Annotated in this window: 13 protein-coding genes and 1 pseudogene; 13 read left to right on the forward strand and 1 reads right to left on the reverse strand. The window is 69.6% G+C overall.

Features of this window, described 5'->3' with window-relative positions; all coding sequences use genetic code 11:
- The first annotated feature begins 73 nt into the window (after positions 1-73).
- From rplJ to BJ969_RS00745, 13 genes and pseudogenes are all read left to right on the forward strand, one after another.
- A complete protein-coding gene (gene rplJ, locus BJ969_RS00685; protein ID WP_184476256.1) occupies positions 74-601 on the forward strand; it encodes a 50S ribosomal protein L10 in 528 nt (175 codons plus the stop codon).
- 93 nt (positions 602-694) lie between these two features.
- Complete coding sequence (rplL, locus tag BJ969_RS00690) at positions 695-1,081, forward strand: 50S ribosomal protein L7/L12 (RefSeq protein ID WP_184476260.1); 387 nt, start codon at positions 695-697, stop codon at positions 1,079-1,081.
- 490 nt (positions 1,082-1,571) lie between these two features.
- Positions 1,572-2,717 (forward strand): annotated as a pseudogene (locus tag BJ969_RS00695) (ABC transporter ATP-binding protein); the annotation flags it as partial.
- 194 nt (positions 2,718-2,911) lie between these two features.
- Positions 2,912-3,724 (forward strand): MlaE family ABC transporter permease, encoded by an 813-nt coding sequence (locus BJ969_RS00700; protein ID WP_184476267.1) that lies wholly within the window; start codon positions 2,912-2,914, stop codon positions 3,722-3,724.
- Between the two features lie 15 nt (positions 3,725-3,739).
- Positions 3,740-4,570, forward strand: a complete 831-nt coding sequence (locus tag BJ969_RS00705) for an MlaE family ABC transporter permease (RefSeq protein WP_425503597.1) — start codon at positions 3,740-3,742, stop codon at positions 4,568-4,570.
- Positions 4,567-5,928: an MCE family protein gene (locus BJ969_RS00710; protein ID WP_184476272.1), complete on the forward strand. Its 1,362-nt coding sequence runs from the start codon at positions 4,567-4,569 to the stop codon at positions 5,926-5,928. The genes BJ969_RS00705 and BJ969_RS00710 overlap by 4 nt, the downstream gene beginning before the upstream one ends.
- Positions 5,925-6,950: an MCE family protein gene (locus BJ969_RS00715; RefSeq protein WP_184476276.1), complete on the forward strand. Its 1,026-nt coding sequence runs from the start codon at positions 5,925-5,927 to the stop codon at positions 6,948-6,950. Before BJ969_RS00710 ends, BJ969_RS00715 begins: the two co-directional genes overlap by 4 nt.
- Positions 6,947-7,927 carry an MCE family protein gene (locus BJ969_RS00720; RefSeq protein ID WP_184476279.1) on the forward strand — a complete coding sequence of 327 codons (981 nt, stop codon included), beginning with the start codon at positions 6,947-6,949 and terminating at the stop codon, positions 7,925-7,927. Before BJ969_RS00715 ends, BJ969_RS00720 begins: the two co-directional genes overlap by 4 nt.
- Positions 7,924-9,147, forward strand: a complete 1,224-nt coding sequence (locus tag BJ969_RS00725; RefSeq protein WP_184476282.1) for an MCE family protein — start codon at positions 7,924-7,926, stop codon at positions 9,145-9,147. The genes BJ969_RS00720 and BJ969_RS00725 overlap by 4 nt, the downstream gene beginning before the upstream one ends.
- Before the next feature lie 71 nt (positions 9,148-9,218).
- Positions 9,219-10,382 (forward strand): MCE family protein, encoded by a 1,164-nt coding sequence (locus BJ969_RS00730; RefSeq protein ID WP_343071679.1) that lies wholly within the window; start codon positions 9,219-9,221, stop codon positions 10,380-10,382.
- Positions 10,382-11,488: an MCE family protein gene (locus BJ969_RS00735; RefSeq protein WP_184476285.1), complete on the forward strand. Its 1,107-nt coding sequence runs from the start codon at positions 10,382-10,384 to the stop codon at positions 11,486-11,488. Before BJ969_RS00730 ends, BJ969_RS00735 begins: the two co-directional genes overlap by 1 nt.
- A gap of 32 nt (positions 11,489-11,520) precedes the next feature.
- Positions 11,521-12,075 (forward strand): hypothetical protein, encoded by a 555-nt coding sequence (locus tag BJ969_RS00740; protein WP_246456645.1) that lies wholly within the window; start codon positions 11,521-11,523, stop codon positions 12,073-12,075.
- A 55-nt stretch (positions 12,076-12,130) separates the two neighbouring features.
- Positions 12,131-13,147, forward strand: a complete 1,017-nt coding sequence (locus BJ969_RS00745; RefSeq protein ID WP_184476287.1) for a hypothetical protein — start codon at positions 12,131-12,133, stop codon at positions 13,145-13,147.
- 307 nt (positions 13,148-13,454) lie between these two features.
- Here BJ969_RS00745 and BJ969_RS00750 read toward each other — a convergent pair whose 3' ends face one another.
- Positions 13,455-16,598: a CHAT domain-containing protein gene (locus tag BJ969_RS00750; protein ID WP_184476289.1), complete on the reverse strand. Its 3,144-nt coding sequence runs from the start codon at positions 16,596-16,598 to the stop codon at positions 13,455-13,457.
- Between the last annotated feature and the right edge of the window lie 270 nt (positions 16,599-16,868).

Raw genomic sequence — 16,868 nt, forward strand, 5'->3', positions numbered from 1 at the left:
TCTCCTCGGGATCGGTTACCGGCTACGAATCCGCCATCCGCGGATTCCGAGTCGTTCGAAGAGAGGAGGCGACATGGCAAAGCAGGACAAGGTCGACGCGGTCGGCGAGATCGCTGAGCGGTTCACCAACGCGACCACCACCGTGGTGACCGAGTACCGCGGGTTGTCCATGGCGCAGCTGGGGCAGCTGCGCACCGCCCTCGGCGAGGGCGCGACCTACCGCGTCGCGAAGAACACGCTCGTCAAGCGGGCCGCTGAGCAGTCCGGGGTCGACGGCCTCGACGACCTGTTCGTCGGTCCCACGGCGATCGCCTTCATCGAGGGCGAGCCGGTGGACGCGGCGAAGGCGCTGCGCGACTTCGCCAAGGACCACCAGGCCCTGGTGATCAAGGGCGGCTACATGGACGGCCGCGCGATCTCGGTTTCCGAGGTCGAGCGCATCGCCGACCTGGACTCGCGCGAGGTCACCCTGAGCAAGCTGGCCGGCGCGATGAAGGGCAAGTTGACCGAGGCCGCCGGCCTGTTCGCAGCCCCGGCATCGCAGGTCGCACGGCTCGCCGCCGCGCTGCAGGAGAAGAAGGGCGCCGAGTCGGACTCCTGATCCGTCCCGGCCCGGAACGCCGCGCGCGCCGGGATCCCGCCCGCACATCGCACCGCTCGCCCCGGCGAGCGCAGATCTGAAAGGAACGCCGTCATGGCCAAGCTGAGCAACGACGAGCTGCTGGACGTCTTCAAGGAAATGACCCTGCTCGAGCTCTCCGAGTTCGTGAAGCAGTTCGAGGAGACCTTCGACGTCACCGCCGCCGCCCCGGTCGCGGCCGTGGCCGCCCCGGCCGCCGGTGGCGCTGCCGCCGAGGCCGAGGAGCAGGACGAGTTCGACGTCGTCCTGGAGGACGCCGGCGACAAGAAGATCCAGGTCATCAAGGTCGTCCGCGAGGTCGTCTCCGGTCTGGGCCTGAAGGAGGCCAAGGAGCTCGTCGAGGGCGCGCCGAAGGCCCTCCTGGAGAAGGTCGACAAGGACAAGGCCAACGAGGCCAAGGCCAAGCTGGAGGAGTCCGGCGCCAAGATCTCCCTGAAGTGATTTCGCGCCGTCCGGTTCCGAGTCCGCAGGGACGGGGCCGGACGGCTCGCACTTCACGAACGGCCCCGCTTCGGCGGGGCCGTTCTGCGTTCCGGGCCGGATCGATCGGATAACGATCCTCGCGGGTGATCCGAGAACTGGATCACTTTCGCCGCCACGCCGTTTCCGCGGTGATCACGCGGTGTGCGGAACGCGATGGCGGACATCCACTCTGGGTGTCCGCCATTTTTCCGTCCGTGCACATTTCATTGATTTTTTCGGTCTGCGGAACGATGAATTCGGACAGTTCGGAACGGTTTTCGTCCTGCTCTGGGAATCCAAGTGAACTCATGAGTAACCTGTGCGCGTCTCGCTCGTTGCATAGGTGTGACGCTCCTGACGTCGGTTAGTCGAGTCACATATGCGAGGCTCCCCATTCGGGTGCGCTACTGCACCTGGCGGAGTGCTGCCAGCGAGTAACGCGGCCAACGAAGGAACGCGGAGGTGCCGGATGGGTGTCGAGGTCAGGGTCGAGGGCTTGTCGAAGTCCTTCGGCGCGCAGACCATCTGGCGGGATGTGTCGCTGACCCTGCCAACCGGGGAGATCAGCGTGCTGCTGGGACCTTCGGGCACCGGTAAGTCGGTGTTCCTGAAGTCGCTCGTGGGACTCCTCAAGCCGGAGCAGGGCAAAGTCGTGATCGACGGCGTCGACGTCTGCGACTGCTCGGAGAGCAAGCTCTACGAGATCCGGAAGCTGTTCGGCGTCCTGTTCCAGGACGGCGCGCTGTTCGGATCGATGAACCTGTACGACAACATCGCCTTCCCGCTGCGCGAACACACTCGGAAGAACGAGTCCGAGGTTCGCCAGGTGGTCATGGAGAAGATGGAGATGGTCGGGCTCATCGGCGCCGAGTCGAAGCTGCCCGGTGAGATCTCCGGTGGTATGCGCAAGCGGGCCGGCCTGGCCAGGGCGCTGGTGCTGGACCCGGAGATCCTGCTGTTCGACGAGCCGGACTCGGGCTTGGACCCGGTGCGCACGGCCTACCTGAACCAGCTGATCGTGGACTTGAACGCGCAGATCGACGCGACCTGTCTGATCGTCACGCACGACATCAACACGGCCCGCACGGTGCCGGACAACATCGGGATGCTGTTCCGCCGCAACCTGGTGATGTACGGGCCCCGGGAGGTGCTGCTGACCTCGCGCGAGCCGGTCGTGGAGCAGTTCCTCAACGGCCGCAGGCAGGGCCCGATCGGCATGAGCGAGGAGAAGGACGCCGGGCAGATGGCCGCGGAGCTCGCCGAGCTCGAAGGCGACAAGGGCGTCCCCGACATCATCCCGCAGCTCGACGTCTCGCCCGGACTGCCGGAGCGCACCGCGGTGCGGCGCAGGCAGGACCGCGTGATGGCGAACCTGCACTCGCTGACTCCCGAGGCGCAGCAGCAGATCTTCAAGAGCATGAGCGACCAGGAGCGCGAGCACTACGGCATCCGCGCGGGCGTCGCTCCGGCCCAGGCCCCGTCGATGAGCGGCTCGCTGCCGCAGGGCGACGTCGCCCGGGTGCCGCAGCAGGCCGCCTCGCAGCAGGCCACCCGGCCCGCCGGTCCCGCCCCGCAGGCGGCACCGCAGCAGGCGCCGCAGAACCGGCCCCAGCAGAACCAGGCTCCGCAGGGTTCGGCGGCGCCGAACCCGGGTCCGCAAGGTTCCGCCCCGGCGCACGGTCACGCCCGCCCCTCGCCGCGGCCCCGGCCGCGCAGCGGCGAGCCGCCGTTCCAGTCCGGTTTCCAACCCGATGATGAACCGGTGAGCGCCCGCCGCCGTTGGTTCGGACGCCGAAAAGGTGGTGAGCAGTGAGCGCACCGCCCACGCGATCGCGGGCGAGAAGCGCACGATCCTTCCCAGGTGCGGGAGGATTGCGTGAGACGGGCCGTTTGTTCGCACTGGGACTGGACGTGATCCGGTCCATTCCGCGCCGGCCGTTCCAGTTCCGCGAGTTCATCCAGCAGTGCTGGTTCATCGCCAGCGTGACGATCATGCCCACCGCTCTGGTGGCGATTCCGTTCGGCGCGGTCATCGCGCTGCAGCTCGGTTCGCTGACCCGGCAAATCGGCGCCCAGTCGTTCACCGGTGGCGCGAGCGTGCTCGCGATCATCCAGCAGGCCAGTCCGATCGTGACGGCCCTGCTGATCGCCGGTGCCGGTGGTTCGGCGATCTGCGCCGACCTCGGCTCCCGCAAGATCCGCGACGAGATCGACGCGATGGAGGTGCTCGGCGTTTCCGTCGTGCAGCGCCTCGTGGTGCCCAGGGTGCTGGCGGCGATCCTGGTCGCGGTGCTGCTCAACGGCATGGTCAGCGTCGTCGGCGTGCTCGGCGGCTACTTCTTCAACGTGATCATGCAGGGCGGTACGCCCGGTGCCTACATGGCGAGCTTCAACGCGCTGGCGCAGCTGCCGGACGTGTGGATCAGCGAGCTCAAGGCCTTGATCTTCGGTTTCCTGGCGGGCGTGGTCGCGGCCTACCGCGGCTTGAACCCGCCGCCCGGCCCGAAGGGCGTCGGGGACGCGGTGAACCAGGCCGTGGTGATCACCTTCCTGCTGCTGTTCGCGGTGAACTTCATTCTGACCACGATCTACCTCCAGGTCGTGCCGCCCAAGGGGATGTGAGCGGGCATGACGACGATGACGCAGCGCGTGAAGAGCGTGGCTCGCCGGCCACTGCAGATGCTCGACGATCTGGGCGACCAGATGTCGTTCTACCTGCGGACGCTGGGCTGGATCCCGAAGTCGGTCACCCGCTACGCCAAGGAGACCCTGCGGCTGCTGACCGAGGTCAGCTTCGGCAGCGGGGCGCTCGCGGTGATCGGCGGCACGGTCGGCGTGATGATCGGCATGACGCTGTTCACCGGCACCGTGGTGGGCCTGCAGGGCTACGCGGCGCTGAACCAGCTGGGCACCTCGGCGTTCGCCGGGTTCGTCTCGGCGTACTTCAACACCCGTGAGATCGCGCCCCTGGTGGCCGGTCTGGCGCTGTCGGCCACGGTCGGCTCCGGGTTCACCGCGCAGCTCGGCGCGATGCGGATCTCCGACGAGATCGACGCGCTGGAGGTCATGGGCGTGCCCAGCCTCCCGTACCTGGTGACGACGCGGGTGATGGCCGGGTTCGTCGCGGTGGTCCCGTTGTACGTGCTGGGGCTGCTGACCTCGTACCTGGCGGCGCGCACGGTGACGGTGCAGCTCTACGGGCAGTCGGCCGGTACCTACGACCACTACTTCAACCTGTTCCTCCCACCGGAGGACGTGCTGTGGTCGTTCTTGAAAGTGCTCATCTTCAGCGTCGTGGTGATCATGACGCACTGCTACTACGGCTACCGCGCCAGCGGCGGCCCGGCAGGGGTGGGCATCGCGGTGGGGCGCGCGGTGCGCACGGCGATCGTGACGACCGCTCTGCTCGACTTCTTCCTCAGCCTCGCGATCTGGGGCACCACGACGACGGTTCGGATCACGGGATGAGTACTCGCAGCGCATTGTTCACGGCGCGGCGCAGACTGCTGGGTCTGTCGCTGTTGATGTGCATCATGCTGTTCTTCGCCTTCACCATCGCCACCTACCAGCGCGCCTTCGAGTCCAGCGTGGACGTGGTGCTCAAGGCCGCGCGCAGCGGGAACCAGCTGCTGCCCGAGTCGGACGTCAAAGCGCACGGCATGATCATCGGCCGGGTCGACGAGGTGCGGCCCACCGACGAGGGCGCGGAGCTGCACTTGGCGCTGGAGCCGGACAAGGCGCGGCTGCTGCCCGCGAACGTGTCGGCGAGGCTGCTGCCGCGGACGTTGTTCGGTGAGCGCTACGTGTCGCTGGACGTGCCGGAGCAGGCGTCGTCGACGCGGCTGGCCGCGGGCGATGTGATCTCGCAGGACCGGACGCGCGCGTCGGTGGAACTGGAGACGGTGCTGGCGGACACGATGCCGGTGCTGCAGGCGGTGCACCCGGACGACCTGGCGGTGACGCTGAATTCGCTGGACCAGGCGCTCGACGGTCGCGGTGAAGAGGTCGGCGACACGATCACGCGGCTGAACCAGTACGTCGAGGGGCTCAACCCGTCCGTCCCGCAGCTGCAGGAGAACCTGCGCCAGCTGGTGGGCGTGGCCGAGACCTACGAACAGGCGGCCCCGGACGTGCTGCAGGCGCTGGGCGATCTGTCGGTGACCTCGCGGACCCTGGTGGACCAGCAGGAGAACCTGCGGTCGCTGACCTCGCAGCTGACCACGACGTCGAACGACGCGACCGGTTTCCTGGAAGCCAACGGCGACGACCTCATCAGGTTGGGCGAGTCGACGCGGCCCACCGCGGACGTGCTCGCGAAGTACTCCCCGTCGTTCCCGTGCTTCCTCAAGGGCATGGCCGACTACGTGCCGCTGATCAACGACGCCTTCGGCGTCGGCACCAAGGAGCCGGGTCTGCACATCACGCTCGAAATCGTGCCGAACCGCGGGAAGTACATCCCGAACCAGGACGAGCCGGTGTACGGCGACAAGCGCGGGCCGCGCTGCTACGACTTCGTCAACGGCCCCAAGCCGTTCCCGCAGTACCCGCCGGACGGTCCGCTCAACGACGGTTCGGTGCCGCCGCCCGCGGCCCGCACCGGCAACGAGGGCCTGCTGCCCAGCGGTGGGGCCCCGGCGAGCACCTCGCCGCAGTCGGCGAGCGCGCCGGCCCTCGATGACCTCGGACTGCAGAACTCGCCGGCCGAACGGGACATGGTCTCGACGGTGCTGGCGCCGACGATGGGCACCTCCGCCCAGGGCGTGCCCGGTTGGGGCTCGCTGCTGGTCGGACCGGTGCTTCGCGGAGCGGAGGTGAGCTACCGATGAACGCGCGCGGAATCCTCGGGCCACTGGTCAAGTTCGGCATCTTCGTGCTCGTCACGGTGCTGGCCAGCGGCGTCCTGGTGATCACCATCGCGAACAACGACCTGCGCTCCTCGGAGTCCTACAGCGCCCGGTTCACCGACGCCACGGCCCTCAACGAGGGCGACGAGGTGCGGATCTCGGGTGTGAAGGTCGGCCAGATCGAGCAGATCAGCGTCGTGGACCGGCGGGTCGCGGAGGTCGAGTTCAACGTCTCGCAGCGCAAGCTGCCCAAGTCGGTGCGGGCCACGATCAAGTACCGCAACCTGGTCGGCCAGCGCTACCTCGCGCTGGAGCAGGGCGCGGGCGCACCGAACGACTACCTGCCCACCGGCGGCACGATCCCGCTGGAGCAGACCAAACCCGCGCTGGACCTCACGGTGCTGCTCGGCGGTTTCAAGCCGCTGTTCCAGGCGCTGTCGCCGGACGACGTGAACAAGCTGTCCTACGAGATCATCCAGGTCCTGCAGGGCGAGGGCGGCACGGTGCAGAGCCTGCTGGCGCACACGGCGTCGCTGACCTCCACGCTGGCCGCGAAGGACCAGGTGATCGGGGAGGTCGTCAACAACCTCAACGGGGTGCTCGGCACCGTCAACGCCCGCGACGACCAGCTCTCCGGGCTGATCGTGCAGTTGCAGCAGGTCGTGTCCGGTCTCTCCGAGGACCGCGACTCCATCGGTGAAGCGGTGGGCGCGCTGGACGGCCTCACCAACACCACCGCCGGACTGCTCACCGAAGCGCGGCCGCCGTTGCAGCAGGACATCGCCGGGCTCGGCGAACTGTCCAAGAACCTCAACGACAACGAAGAGATCACCGAACGCACGTTGCAGAACATGCCGGACAAGCTGAACACCATCACGCGCACCGGCACGCACGGAGCGTGGTTCAACTTCTTCCTGTGCGGATTGTCCGGCCAGGTCGGCATCGGTGATCTGAACATCCCGCTGCCGCTGATGCCGGTGACCCAGCCGAGGTGCCAAGCATGACGTCTTTCCAGAAGCGCGATCCGCTGAAGATCGGCGTGGCCGGGATCCTGGTGCTGCTCATCGGGTTCGCCGTCGCGATGAACTTCGAGCGGCTGCCGCTGATCAGCGGCACCAGCTACCAGGCGAACTTCAGCGAGGCCGCCGGTCTGGTGCCGGACAACGAGGTCCGGGTCGCCGGGGTGAAGGTCGGCACCGTCAGCTCGGTCGAGCTCGAAGGCGATCACGTCGCGGTGTCGTTCCGGGTCAAGGACACCTGGATCGGGAACAACACCACGGCCGCGATCAAGATCAAGACGCTGCTCGGGCAGAAGTACCTGGCGCTGGACCCGCGCGGTGACGAGGAGCAGTCCTCCTCGGACCCGATCCCGCTGAACCGCACGATGGCGCCCTACGACGTGATCGAAGCGTTCAGCGGCCTGCAGCGGACCGTCGGCAGCATCGACACCCAGCAGCTCGCCGACAGCTTCCGCACGTTGTCCGACACGTTCTCCGACACCCCGGACGACGTGCGCGGGGCGCTCAACGGGCTCTCCGCGCTGTCGCAGACGATCTCCTCGCGCGACCAGCAGCTCAAGGAGCTGCTGGCGAACACCGCGAACGTGTCCCGCACCGTCGCCGACCGCAACGCGGAGTTCGAGAAGCTGCTCGCCGACGGGAACCTCCTGCTGGAGGAGATCCGCGACCGCCGCGACCAGATCAGCTCGCTGCTCGACGGCACCCGTGCGCTGTCCGCGCAGCTGAGCGGACTCGTCGACGACAACGCCGCGCAGCTCGGCCCGACCCTGGCCCAGCTGGACAAGGTCACCAAGATGCTGCAGCGCAACCAGGACAACCTCAGCCGCAGCATCGAGGCCTTCGGGCCGTTCACCAGGGTGTTCTCCAACGTGCTCGGCACCGGCCGCTGGTTCGACACCTACATCTGCGGCCTGCTTCCGCCCGCCGTCGGCCCGCTCAACCCGGAGGGCTGCAAGCCATGAGCACCCGGAAACCACCCCTCACCAGCCTGATCGCGATCGCCTGCGCGGTCGCGCTGCTGGCCACCGGCGCCGTGTGGTGGCTGTTCTACGGAGCCAACGAGAAGCGCGTCACCGCGTACTTCTCCGCGGCCGTCGGCGTCTACCCGGGCGGCGACGTGCGGATGCTGGGCGTGCCGATGGGCACCGTCGACGAGGTCACCCCGAACGGGCGGACGGTGCGCGTGACGATGTCGCTGGACCGCGACGTGGACGTGCCCGCCGACGTCAACGCGGTGCTCGTCTCGCCCAGCGTCGTCAGCGACCGGTACGTGCAGCTCGCTCCCGTCTACAAGGGAGGACCGAAGCTCGCCGAGGGCGCGGTCATCCCGAAGGAGCGCACCGCGACGCCCGTCGAACTCGACGAGGTCTACCGCAGCCTCAACGACATCACCTCCGCGCTCGGCCCGGACGGGGCGAACAAGGACGGCGCGCTCAGCGACCTGCTCAACACCGGGGCCGCGAACCTCGACGGCAACGGCCAAGCGCTCGCCGACACGCTGCAGCACCTCGGCCAAGCGGGCAGCACGCTGTCCGGCAGCAGCAAGGACCTGTTCGCGACCGTCGACAACCTGCAGCGGTTCACCTCGATGCTCAACTCCAACGACGAGCAGGTGCGCCGGTTCAACACCCAGATGCAGGAGGTCAGCTCGCTGCTGGCCGGGGAGCGCGAAGACCTCGGCGCATCCATGGCGGAACTGGCCGTCGCGCTGGGTAAGGTCGAATCCTTCGTCCGGGACAACCGGGAAGGGCTCAAGTCCAACGTGGACCAGCTCAACGGCGTGGCGCAGGTGCTGGTGAACCAGAAGGCGGCGCTGTCGGAATCGCTGACGGACGCGCCGCTGGCCCTGGGCAACCTGCAGAACTCCTACAACGCGGCCTCCGGAACCCTGGACACCCGCGCGGTGATCAACGAGCTGAACGAGCCGCCGCTGGTCGGCGTGTGCAAGCTCGTCCGCCAACCGGCCGCGGGCACCCCGCTGCAGCTGCCGGACAACGTGCTCGACGCCTGCAACGCGATCCAGCCGGTGCTCGACGGGCTGCTGCCCGTCTCCAGCATCGCGGACCTGCTCTCGCAGGTGCAGGGGAATCCGCCCGCGCAGCAGAACGGCGGCGCGGCCGGGGACCCCGTGCTCCCGCTCGGTGGCACCGGTGCCCCGCTCGTCACCGGAGGTGGCCAGTGATCAGCCGCGGAACCTTCGCGAACCGGCGGGCGGCTCGGCCCGCGGGATCGGCCCGGCTCGGCGCCGGGAAGATCGTCGCCCTCGCCACCACCGCGCTGGTGCTGGTGAGCGGCTGCGGATTCACCGGAGTCTCCGGCTTACCGCTGCCCGGCGGCGCCGACCTCGGCGACAAGCCCTACCAGGTGAAGGTGCGCTTCGCTGACGTCCTGGACCTGGTGCCCAACGCCGGAGTGCGCGTCAACGACGTGCCCGTCGGCCGGGTCAGCGAGATCGGACTCGCCCCCGGCTCCTGGGACGCCGAAGCGGTCCTGCAGGTCAACCGCGACGTCAAGCTGCCGGGCAACGCCATCGCCCGGCTGCGCCAATCCAGCCTGCTCGGTGAGAAGTACGTCGAACTCGCCGTGCCGCCCGAACCCGAGGCGCCGCAGGGCAAGCTCATCAACGGCGACGTCATCGGCATCGACCGCAGCGGTCGCAACCCCGAGGTCGAAGAAGTCCTCGGTGCGCTGTCGCTGCTGCTCAACGGCGGTGGCGTGTCCCAGCTGCAGAACATCACCCGCGAGCTCAACAACGCGCTCGAAGGACGCGAAGCCGACGCCCGCAACCTGCTCGGCAACCTCGACGAACTCGTCGCCGGCCTGGACGCGCAGCGCGACGACATCACCCGCGCCCTCGACAGCGTCAACCGGCTCTCCGCGAGCCTCAACGAGCAACGCGGCAACATCGACACCGCGCTGCGCGACCTCGAACCCGGACTGCGCGTGCTCAACGACCAGCGCGGTCAGCTCGTGACGATGCTGCAGTCGCTGGACAAGCTCTCCGGGGTCGCCACCAACGTCGTCGACCAGAGCCAGGACGACCTGGTGCACAACCTGCAAGCCCTGCAACCGACGCTGGCGCAGCTGGAGGCGGCGGGCGACGACCTGCCGAAGTCCTTCGAGATCCTGCTGACCTACCCGTTCACCGACGGCGCGGCGCAAGGCATCAAGGGCGACTACACGAACCTCTACATCGACGCCGATCTCAACCTCACCAACATCATCGGCAACATCGGCCGCGCCCGGCAGCCGCTGATCGACCTGCCCGGAGCACCGCCGCTGCCGCTGCAACCGCAGGCGCCGCAGGCACCGGGAACGGGCGGCACCGATCCCACGGCACCCGAAACGTCTCCCGCCCCGAAGCCGGACGACGAAGACGGTGGGCTGCTCGACTTCCTGTTCGGAGGCGATGACTGATGCTCACGCGCAAAACCCGTCTGCAGATCGTCGCGTTCCTGGCGATCGCGCTCGTCGGCATCGGCTACGCGGGTGCCCGCTACGCCGGGCTGGACCGGTTGCTCGGTCCGCGCGGCTACGTCGTGACCATGAACCTGGCCGACTCCGGCGGCATCTTCGACAACGCCGAGGTCACCTACCGCGGCGTGCCCATCGGGCGGGTCGGGGAGATGAAGCTCACCAGCGGTGGGATCGAAGTGCCGCTGGACATCGAGGCCGGGCACAAGCGCATCCCCTCCGACGTCGATGCCGTGGTCACCAACCGCTCCGCCGTCGGTGAGCAGTACGTCGACCTGCGGCCCAGGAAGGACGGCGGACCGTTCCTGAAGGACGGCTCCGTCATCAACCGCGCCGCCACCAGCACCCCGCTGCCGGTGGAAGATCTGATGACCAACCTGGACGACTTCGCGAAGTCCGTGCCCGAGGACTCGCTGCGCACCGTCGTCAACGAGCTCGGCACCGCGTTCCGGGACAACGGCGGCAACCTGCAGCGCGTGCTCGACACGACGCGGGAGTTCACCACCGAAGCCCAGCAGCACCTGCCGCAGACCCGGCAGCTGCTGGAGGACGGCACCACGGTGCTCGCCACGCAGAACGAGCAGGGCTCCGCGATCCGCTCCTACAGCTCCGACCTGAAGTTGCTGGCCGAGCAGCTGCGCACGTCCGACCCGGACCTGCGGAACCTGATCAAGAAGGCGCCGCCCGCCGCGCGCCAGGTCAGCGGGCTGCTCAACGAGACGGGGCCGCAGCTGGGCACCCTGATCACCAACCTGACCAGCACCACCGACCTGCTCGCCGCCAACAACGACGGCATCGAGCAGCTGATGGTGACCTACCCGATGGTCTCCGCGGGCGGATACAGCGTGGTTCCGGGCGACGGCACCGCCCACTTCGGGCTGGCCCTCAACATCTTCGACCCGCTTCCGTGCACGGCGGGTTACGAAGGAACCGACAAACGTGCGGGTAACGACCTCGCGCCGACACCGCTGAACACTGATGCACACTGTGCGGAGCCGCCGGGTAGCCCGATCAACGTCCGCGGGGCGCAGAACGCTCCTGGACAGTGACCTCCGACGGCACCGTGAAACGAGGTGACCCGATGACCGAGAACGCGGCCGACGCCGGCCCCGAACCCGAGAACCGCACGTCCAGGACCACGCGGTCGCCACTGCTGATCCCGTCGATCGCGCTCGCCGTGGCCCTCGTGGCGGCGCTGTTCTTCGGCGTCAGCTGGGCCGTCGCGGCCAACGGCGGCAGCGCCGCCTACGGTGCCGAACGGGATGCCGCGCTGCAGGCGGGCACCCAGTCGATCATCAACTTCAACACGCTCGACCACCGCGACGTGCAGCACGGGCTCGACCTGTGGGAGCGCTCGTCCACCGGGCCGCTGCACGAGGACGTCGTGCGCGGTCGGCAGCAGTACGCCGACAGCATCACGCAGGCCAAGACGGTCACCCAGGCCGAGGTGCTCTCCGCCGGGCTCACCGAGCTCAACGAGCGCGCCGGCAAGGCCCGCATGATCGCGGTGGTGAAGGTGACCGTGACCCCGGAGGGCCAGCCGCCCACCGAGAAGCGCAGCCGGTACCAGGCCGAGCTCACCCGTGAGGGCGCGGACTGGAAGCTCAGCGTCCTCGGTCCCGTCGCGGTCGGCTGAGCCCGGCCCGCCCCGATCCAGCTGTGCCGACTCGTTCGTACTAGGAGTGGTTCCCGTGTCCAGTCCCCGCCGTCCCGGATCGACGTCGCGGCGGCGCGTCGCCGGTCAGCGCAGCCGTTCCGGCTCCACCGCGAACAGCACCCGGATCGGGCTCAACCGGCCGGAGGATTCGGCCGAGGCCGTCGACGAGGCGGCCACCGAGGAACAGACCGGTGCGACGCCGGACACCGAGACCGGCGCGACGTCGGCCGAGGAGACCGAGGACGCGCAGGAGCAGGCGGCTCAGGCGGACGACGCCACGCCCGGCGAGTCCGACGGCTCCGAGGTGACCGCCGAGCCCGCCGATGAGCCGCAGGACGGCCCGGTCAGCACCGGCAAGGCCGGACGCGCGAAGCGCAACGGCACGACGCACCAGACCACGCCGGGCGCGGGTCAGGACGGCGCCGCCCAGCAACCGGCCCGCTCGAACCAGCCGGACGCCGAACGGCCCGGCGACGTCGACGAGGCGCAACGCGCGGAGGGCGACCCGGCCGAGCAGTCCGAGTCCGACGCGGAGCCCGCCACCGGTGGCCGCGGCGCAACCAAGAACCTGATCGCCGCGATGCTGGTGGCGACGGTGGTGCTCGCCGGCCTCGCCGCCTGGTTCGGCGTCGAGGCCTACGCCGTGCGCAACGGCAACCAGGCGCTCTCCGACCAGGCCACCACCAGCGAGGTCAACGGGCAGATCTCCGACGGCGTCGAGAAGATCTTCTCCTACGACTTCGCCGACACCGGCAAGACCGAGCAGGCCGCTAAGGACCTGCTCACCGGTGGTGCCGTCGGCGAGTACGACAAGCTGTTCGCCACCGTGAAGGAGCAGGCGCCGATCCAGAAGCTGGTCGTGACCACCACGGTCAAGGCAAGCAGCGTGACCCGTCTGGAAGGCGACCGCGCCGAGGTGCTGCTGTTCGTGGACCAGAACGCGACCCGCACCGACGTCGGCGGTCAGCCCTCGGTCGGCCCGGCGCAGGTGGTCATCAACGCGGAGAAGCACGGCGACGACTGGAAGATCGCCCAGATCACCCAGCGGTGATCCACTGCTTGTCCTTGGTCTTGGCTTGAGTAGTGGGTCGCTCAGCGGAACCTCAGCGGCCTTCTCGCTGCGGGATCGATTTCTGATGTACGTCCGATACACGGCGAAATCGCTGTCCTCGCGAGAAGGCCGCTGAGAACCCGCCGGTGGTCACCTTGCTCAAGCTGGTCGCTGCTCAGCGGCTCCGCCGCTGACAGGACAACGACCGACAACGCCGCTCAGGCAGCGGCCTTCCCTCCAGGTCGGTGGGAAGGCCGCTGAGCGAACGTGGTGCACGCTGAGTCGGTTCCCCTGGGAGCTCGGGTCGTCAGGGGCCTACGTGCAAGTGGGCTGACCAGCGGGACGGTGCCTCGGGGAAGTCCGCGCGCAAGCGGCGGGCGGCGTCGTGCAGGGCGTGCGCCGCTCGGCCGGTGTCGAACTCCTCGGAACCGAACACGGCTTCGTAGACCTCGGAGTGCACGTCCACGGCGCAGTCCTCGTCGACCTCCCACAGGGTGCCGATGACGTGCGCGAATCCCGCGAAACCCAACGCGGAGGCCAGCGGCACCGCCGCGGCCGACGGGGCGTCCACGAACGTCGAGCAGCGCCCCAGGTAGCCGAACTCGACCTGGTGCAGCCCCAACTGCCCCAGTTCCACCACGCCCAGCCCCCGCTGCGGTGGCTCCCGATCCAGCACGAGCCCCGCCGCGGGCTGGCCCGGGTACTGCGCGCTCGGTTCGCACACGTGCACCCACGCCGTGTCGGGCAGCAGCTGCTGGACCTCCACCGCCGACGTCGAACGCGGGGACAGCACCTCGGCGTCCGGCCAGTACCGGGCGAGGATCTGGTTCTCCCGCGGCAACTCCCGCGCCCCCGGCTCCAGCGAGTCGGCGGCCACCAGCGCCCGGCCGCCGTCCGGCACCGGGCGGCGCCTGGTGTCGTTCAAGGTGCTCAGCGACGGCGCGTACGAGGACACGACCCGGTCCAGGGCGCTCGCCCCGTCCTTCGAAGCCGCCGCGTGCAGCGGCAGGAAGCTCAACGCCCCCAGCACGTACCACCACATGCGCGGCCAGCGCTGCCCCTCCGCCGGTTGCTGCACGTAGCCCATCCGGTCCAGGACCGGGCGGGTGATGTTGTGCCACAACCAGTCGAGCGCCTCCAGCAGCGCGCGCTGATCGCGCTGGTCCGTCGCCGCCAGGGCCGCCCGCGCCTGCTCGGCCGCCGAATCCGGGCCCGCTCCCGGCAGCGGCACCGTCATCACCCGGCCGGCGAACAAGATCAACGCATCGGAGCGGTACCGGCTCAGGTTGACCAGCACCACGGAGCCTTCGGCACCGTTGCCCGCCAGCTCGGCGAACGGCTGTAATCGCAGGTGCCCGGCGTGCGCCGGATCGGAGCGCACCTCGCGGAGCAGGTCCTCCCACGCGTCGACCAGCCGTGCGCGCAGCGCGACGCCCTCGTCCGGATCGGTCAGCGCGGGCTCACCCGGCGGCCGATCGAGCAGCCGGCGCAACCGGACCGCTTCATCGGCCAGCTCCGGGTGATCGCGGTGCAGACCGCCCAGCTCACCGCCCGCGGGCAGGAAGTCCGACAGCAGCGCGACGCGGCCGTGCTCCAGCAGTTCCACGGCGCGTTCCGGCTCGCCGTTCTCCACCGCGCACGCGGCGGCGTCCGCGGCGATCAAGGCCCAGCGCTGCTGCATCGCGGGGGAGGCCACGGCTCGCTTCGCCCGGGTGACCAGCGGCAGCAGTTCGACGGCCGAGGTGAACGACTCCACCGCCTCCGACCACCGCTGCGCGCCCGCGGCGAGCCGACCGTTCAAGCTCGCCGCCCGCAGCCGGTGGTCGGCCGGAGCCGAAGTCTGCGCCGCGGCCTCTCCGAGCACCCGCCGCGCCCAGCGGTAGAACCGGCGACGTCCGGTGCGCTGGTGCAGGGACTGCAGCGCCCGGCCCAAGTGCGTGGCGACCGCGGCCCGCTCCGGGGCGTCCGCGGCCATCGCCTCCAGCGCCCGGTCGAACCATTCGACCGCGGTCTCCAGCTCGCCGGTGCGCGTGGTGCGGCGGAACCGGTGCGCCGAGATCACTCCCAGCTGTGCCCACGCCAGGTGCTGCGCCGTCTCGGCAGCCGCGGCCGCCTGCTGGCACACCTGCTCGGCGCGGTCCAGGTCGGCTTCGTCGGCGCTGCTCTCGTAGCGGGTGAGCAGGCTCAGCGCCAGCGAGTGCAGCACCTTGCCGTTCTGCGACGACTCCACCGACGCTTCGCCGGCGGCGACCGCGGTGTCCAGCGCGTCCGACTCTGCGCCGTGCAGGAAATGCCTGCGCAGCAAGGCTCCGTACCCGGCCAGCGCGAACGGCTGCTCCGGATCGTCGGGCGCCATCCCGCGCGCGCTCGCCGAATAGGCGCGCAGCGTGCGGCGCAACGGCCCCGGCTCACCGGTGCTGTCCACGTGCTCGGTGGTGGACTCGGCGAGCAGCACCAGGGCACGCCCGAGCAGCGGATGTCCGGCGGTCAGCACGCCCAGCACGCCGACCAGCTCGCTGATCCCCGCTTCCAGGTCGGCCAGGTCCCCGGCCTGCTCGAAGCGCAACCGCAACGCGCTCGCCAGGTGGCACAGCGCGTTGCGCCGCGGCTCGCCGTCGGCCAACCCGTCGGCGCCGCGACGGAGGTGCGTGATGCCTTCGTCCAGGTCCTGCGGGGACCCGGTGCGCTGGTAGCGGCGCAGCAGCGCCGCACCGAGGTTGATCCGCAGCTCCGCGGCTTCCGCCCCGCCCCCGCGGGACGCCGCGCGTGCCGCCTCCCGGAACGCGTCGATCGACTGGTCGTCCGATCGCGGGTCCTCGGCGAGCCGGGCGTGGGTCTTCAGCGCGTTCGCCAACCGGACCAAGGTCATGATCCGGCGCGGGTCCCGGCGCGGGGTCTGCTCGGTGGCGGTGCGGGCCGCCCGCACCGATTCCTCGGCGTGCCCGACGGAACCGCTCGACGTGGCCAGCTCGGTCAGCGCCAGCGCGAGGTTGCACCGGTAGAGCACCAGGTCCGGGTCGCCCTGGTCGGCCTGCGAGGACGCATCCCGGTAGTACGTGACCGCGTCTTCCAGGTCTCCCGGCTGTCTGCTGCTCAGGTACATCAGCTGGGACGCGCTGCCCAGGTTGTTCAGCACCCCGGCGCGCGCCGGATCGCGATCGTCGAGCACTCCCGCGGTGGCGCGGAACACCTCGGTGACCCAGGGCAGCCGCGCGAAGTCGAGCGTGGAGATGATCTCGTTCATCGCCTTGATGGCGTCGGCGTAGCGCTGCTCCGGACTTTGCCGGGCCTGGGGCGATGTCGGCCCCGGATCAGCGGCTGCCTGCGTCGGCACGGCCTGCCCGCCCGTCCCGGTGAACCACGACGCTCCAGCCTCGGCGCCCTGCTGCTCCCCGGTCGAACGCGCCCGACCGTCGGCGAGCTCGTCCGGCCGACCCGCATCGTCATTCATCCCGATTCTCCTGTGGCATGCTCACACGACTATCAACGTCGCGGCGTCGCGGGACGTTTCACCGTACCGATGTTCGCGGGTACCGAATAGCCCGTGCGCCAGCGGCGATGGGCCGGTTGCCGGAGCACGCGTTCCGTGCACGATCCGCGACTCCCTGCGAGGTCAGGTGGGCGATGTTCCACTCCCGCGCCCCGCCGGACGACTCGCCCGAAGCCCGGTGGCGTGAGATGGCCGACAACGCTGGCGGCCTTCTGGATCATAGGGGAACAG

This window comes from Saccharopolyspora gloriosae (genome assembly GCF_014203325.1).
Lineage (GTDB): Bacteria > Actinomycetota > Actinomycetes > Mycobacteriales > Pseudonocardiaceae > Saccharopolyspora_C > Saccharopolyspora_C gloriosae.

Coding starts and splice junctions, on each gene's coding strand:
- BJ969_RS00715 (WP_184476276.1), top strand. CDS start 5,925: ATGAACGCGCGCGGAATCCTCGGGCCACTGGTCAAGTTCGGCATCTTC.
- BJ969_RS00720 (WP_184476279.1), top strand. CDS start 6,947: ATGACGTCTTTCCAGAAGCGCGATCCGCTGAAGATCGGCGTGGCCGGG.
- rplL (WP_184476260.1), top strand. CDS start 695: ATGGCCAAGCTGAGCAACGACGAGCTGCTGGACGTCTTCAAGGAAATG.
- BJ969_RS00725 (WP_184476282.1), top strand. CDS start 7,924: ATGAGCACCCGGAAACCACCCCTCACCAGCCTGATCGCGATCGCCTGC.
- rplJ (WP_184476256.1), top strand. CDS start 74: ATGGCAAAGCAGGACAAGGTCGACGCGGTCGGCGAGATCGCTGAGCGG.
- BJ969_RS00710 (WP_184476272.1), top strand. CDS start 4,567: ATGAGTACTCGCAGCGCATTGTTCACGGCGCGGCGCAGACTGCTGGGT.
- BJ969_RS00735 (WP_184476285.1), top strand. CDS start 10,382: ATGCTCACGCGCAAAACCCGTCTGCAGATCGTCGCGTTCCTGGCGATC.
- BJ969_RS00740 (WP_246456645.1), top strand. CDS start 11,521: ATGACCGAGAACGCGGCCGACGCCGGCCCCGAACCCGAGAACCGCACG.
- BJ969_RS00750 (WP_184476289.1), bottom strand. CDS start 16,598: ATGAATGACGATGCGGGTCGGCCGGACGAGCTCGCCGACGGTCGGGCG.
- BJ969_RS00705 (WP_425503597.1), top strand. CDS start 3,740: ATGACGCAGCGCGTGAAGAGCGTGGCTCGCCGGCCACTGCAGATGCTC.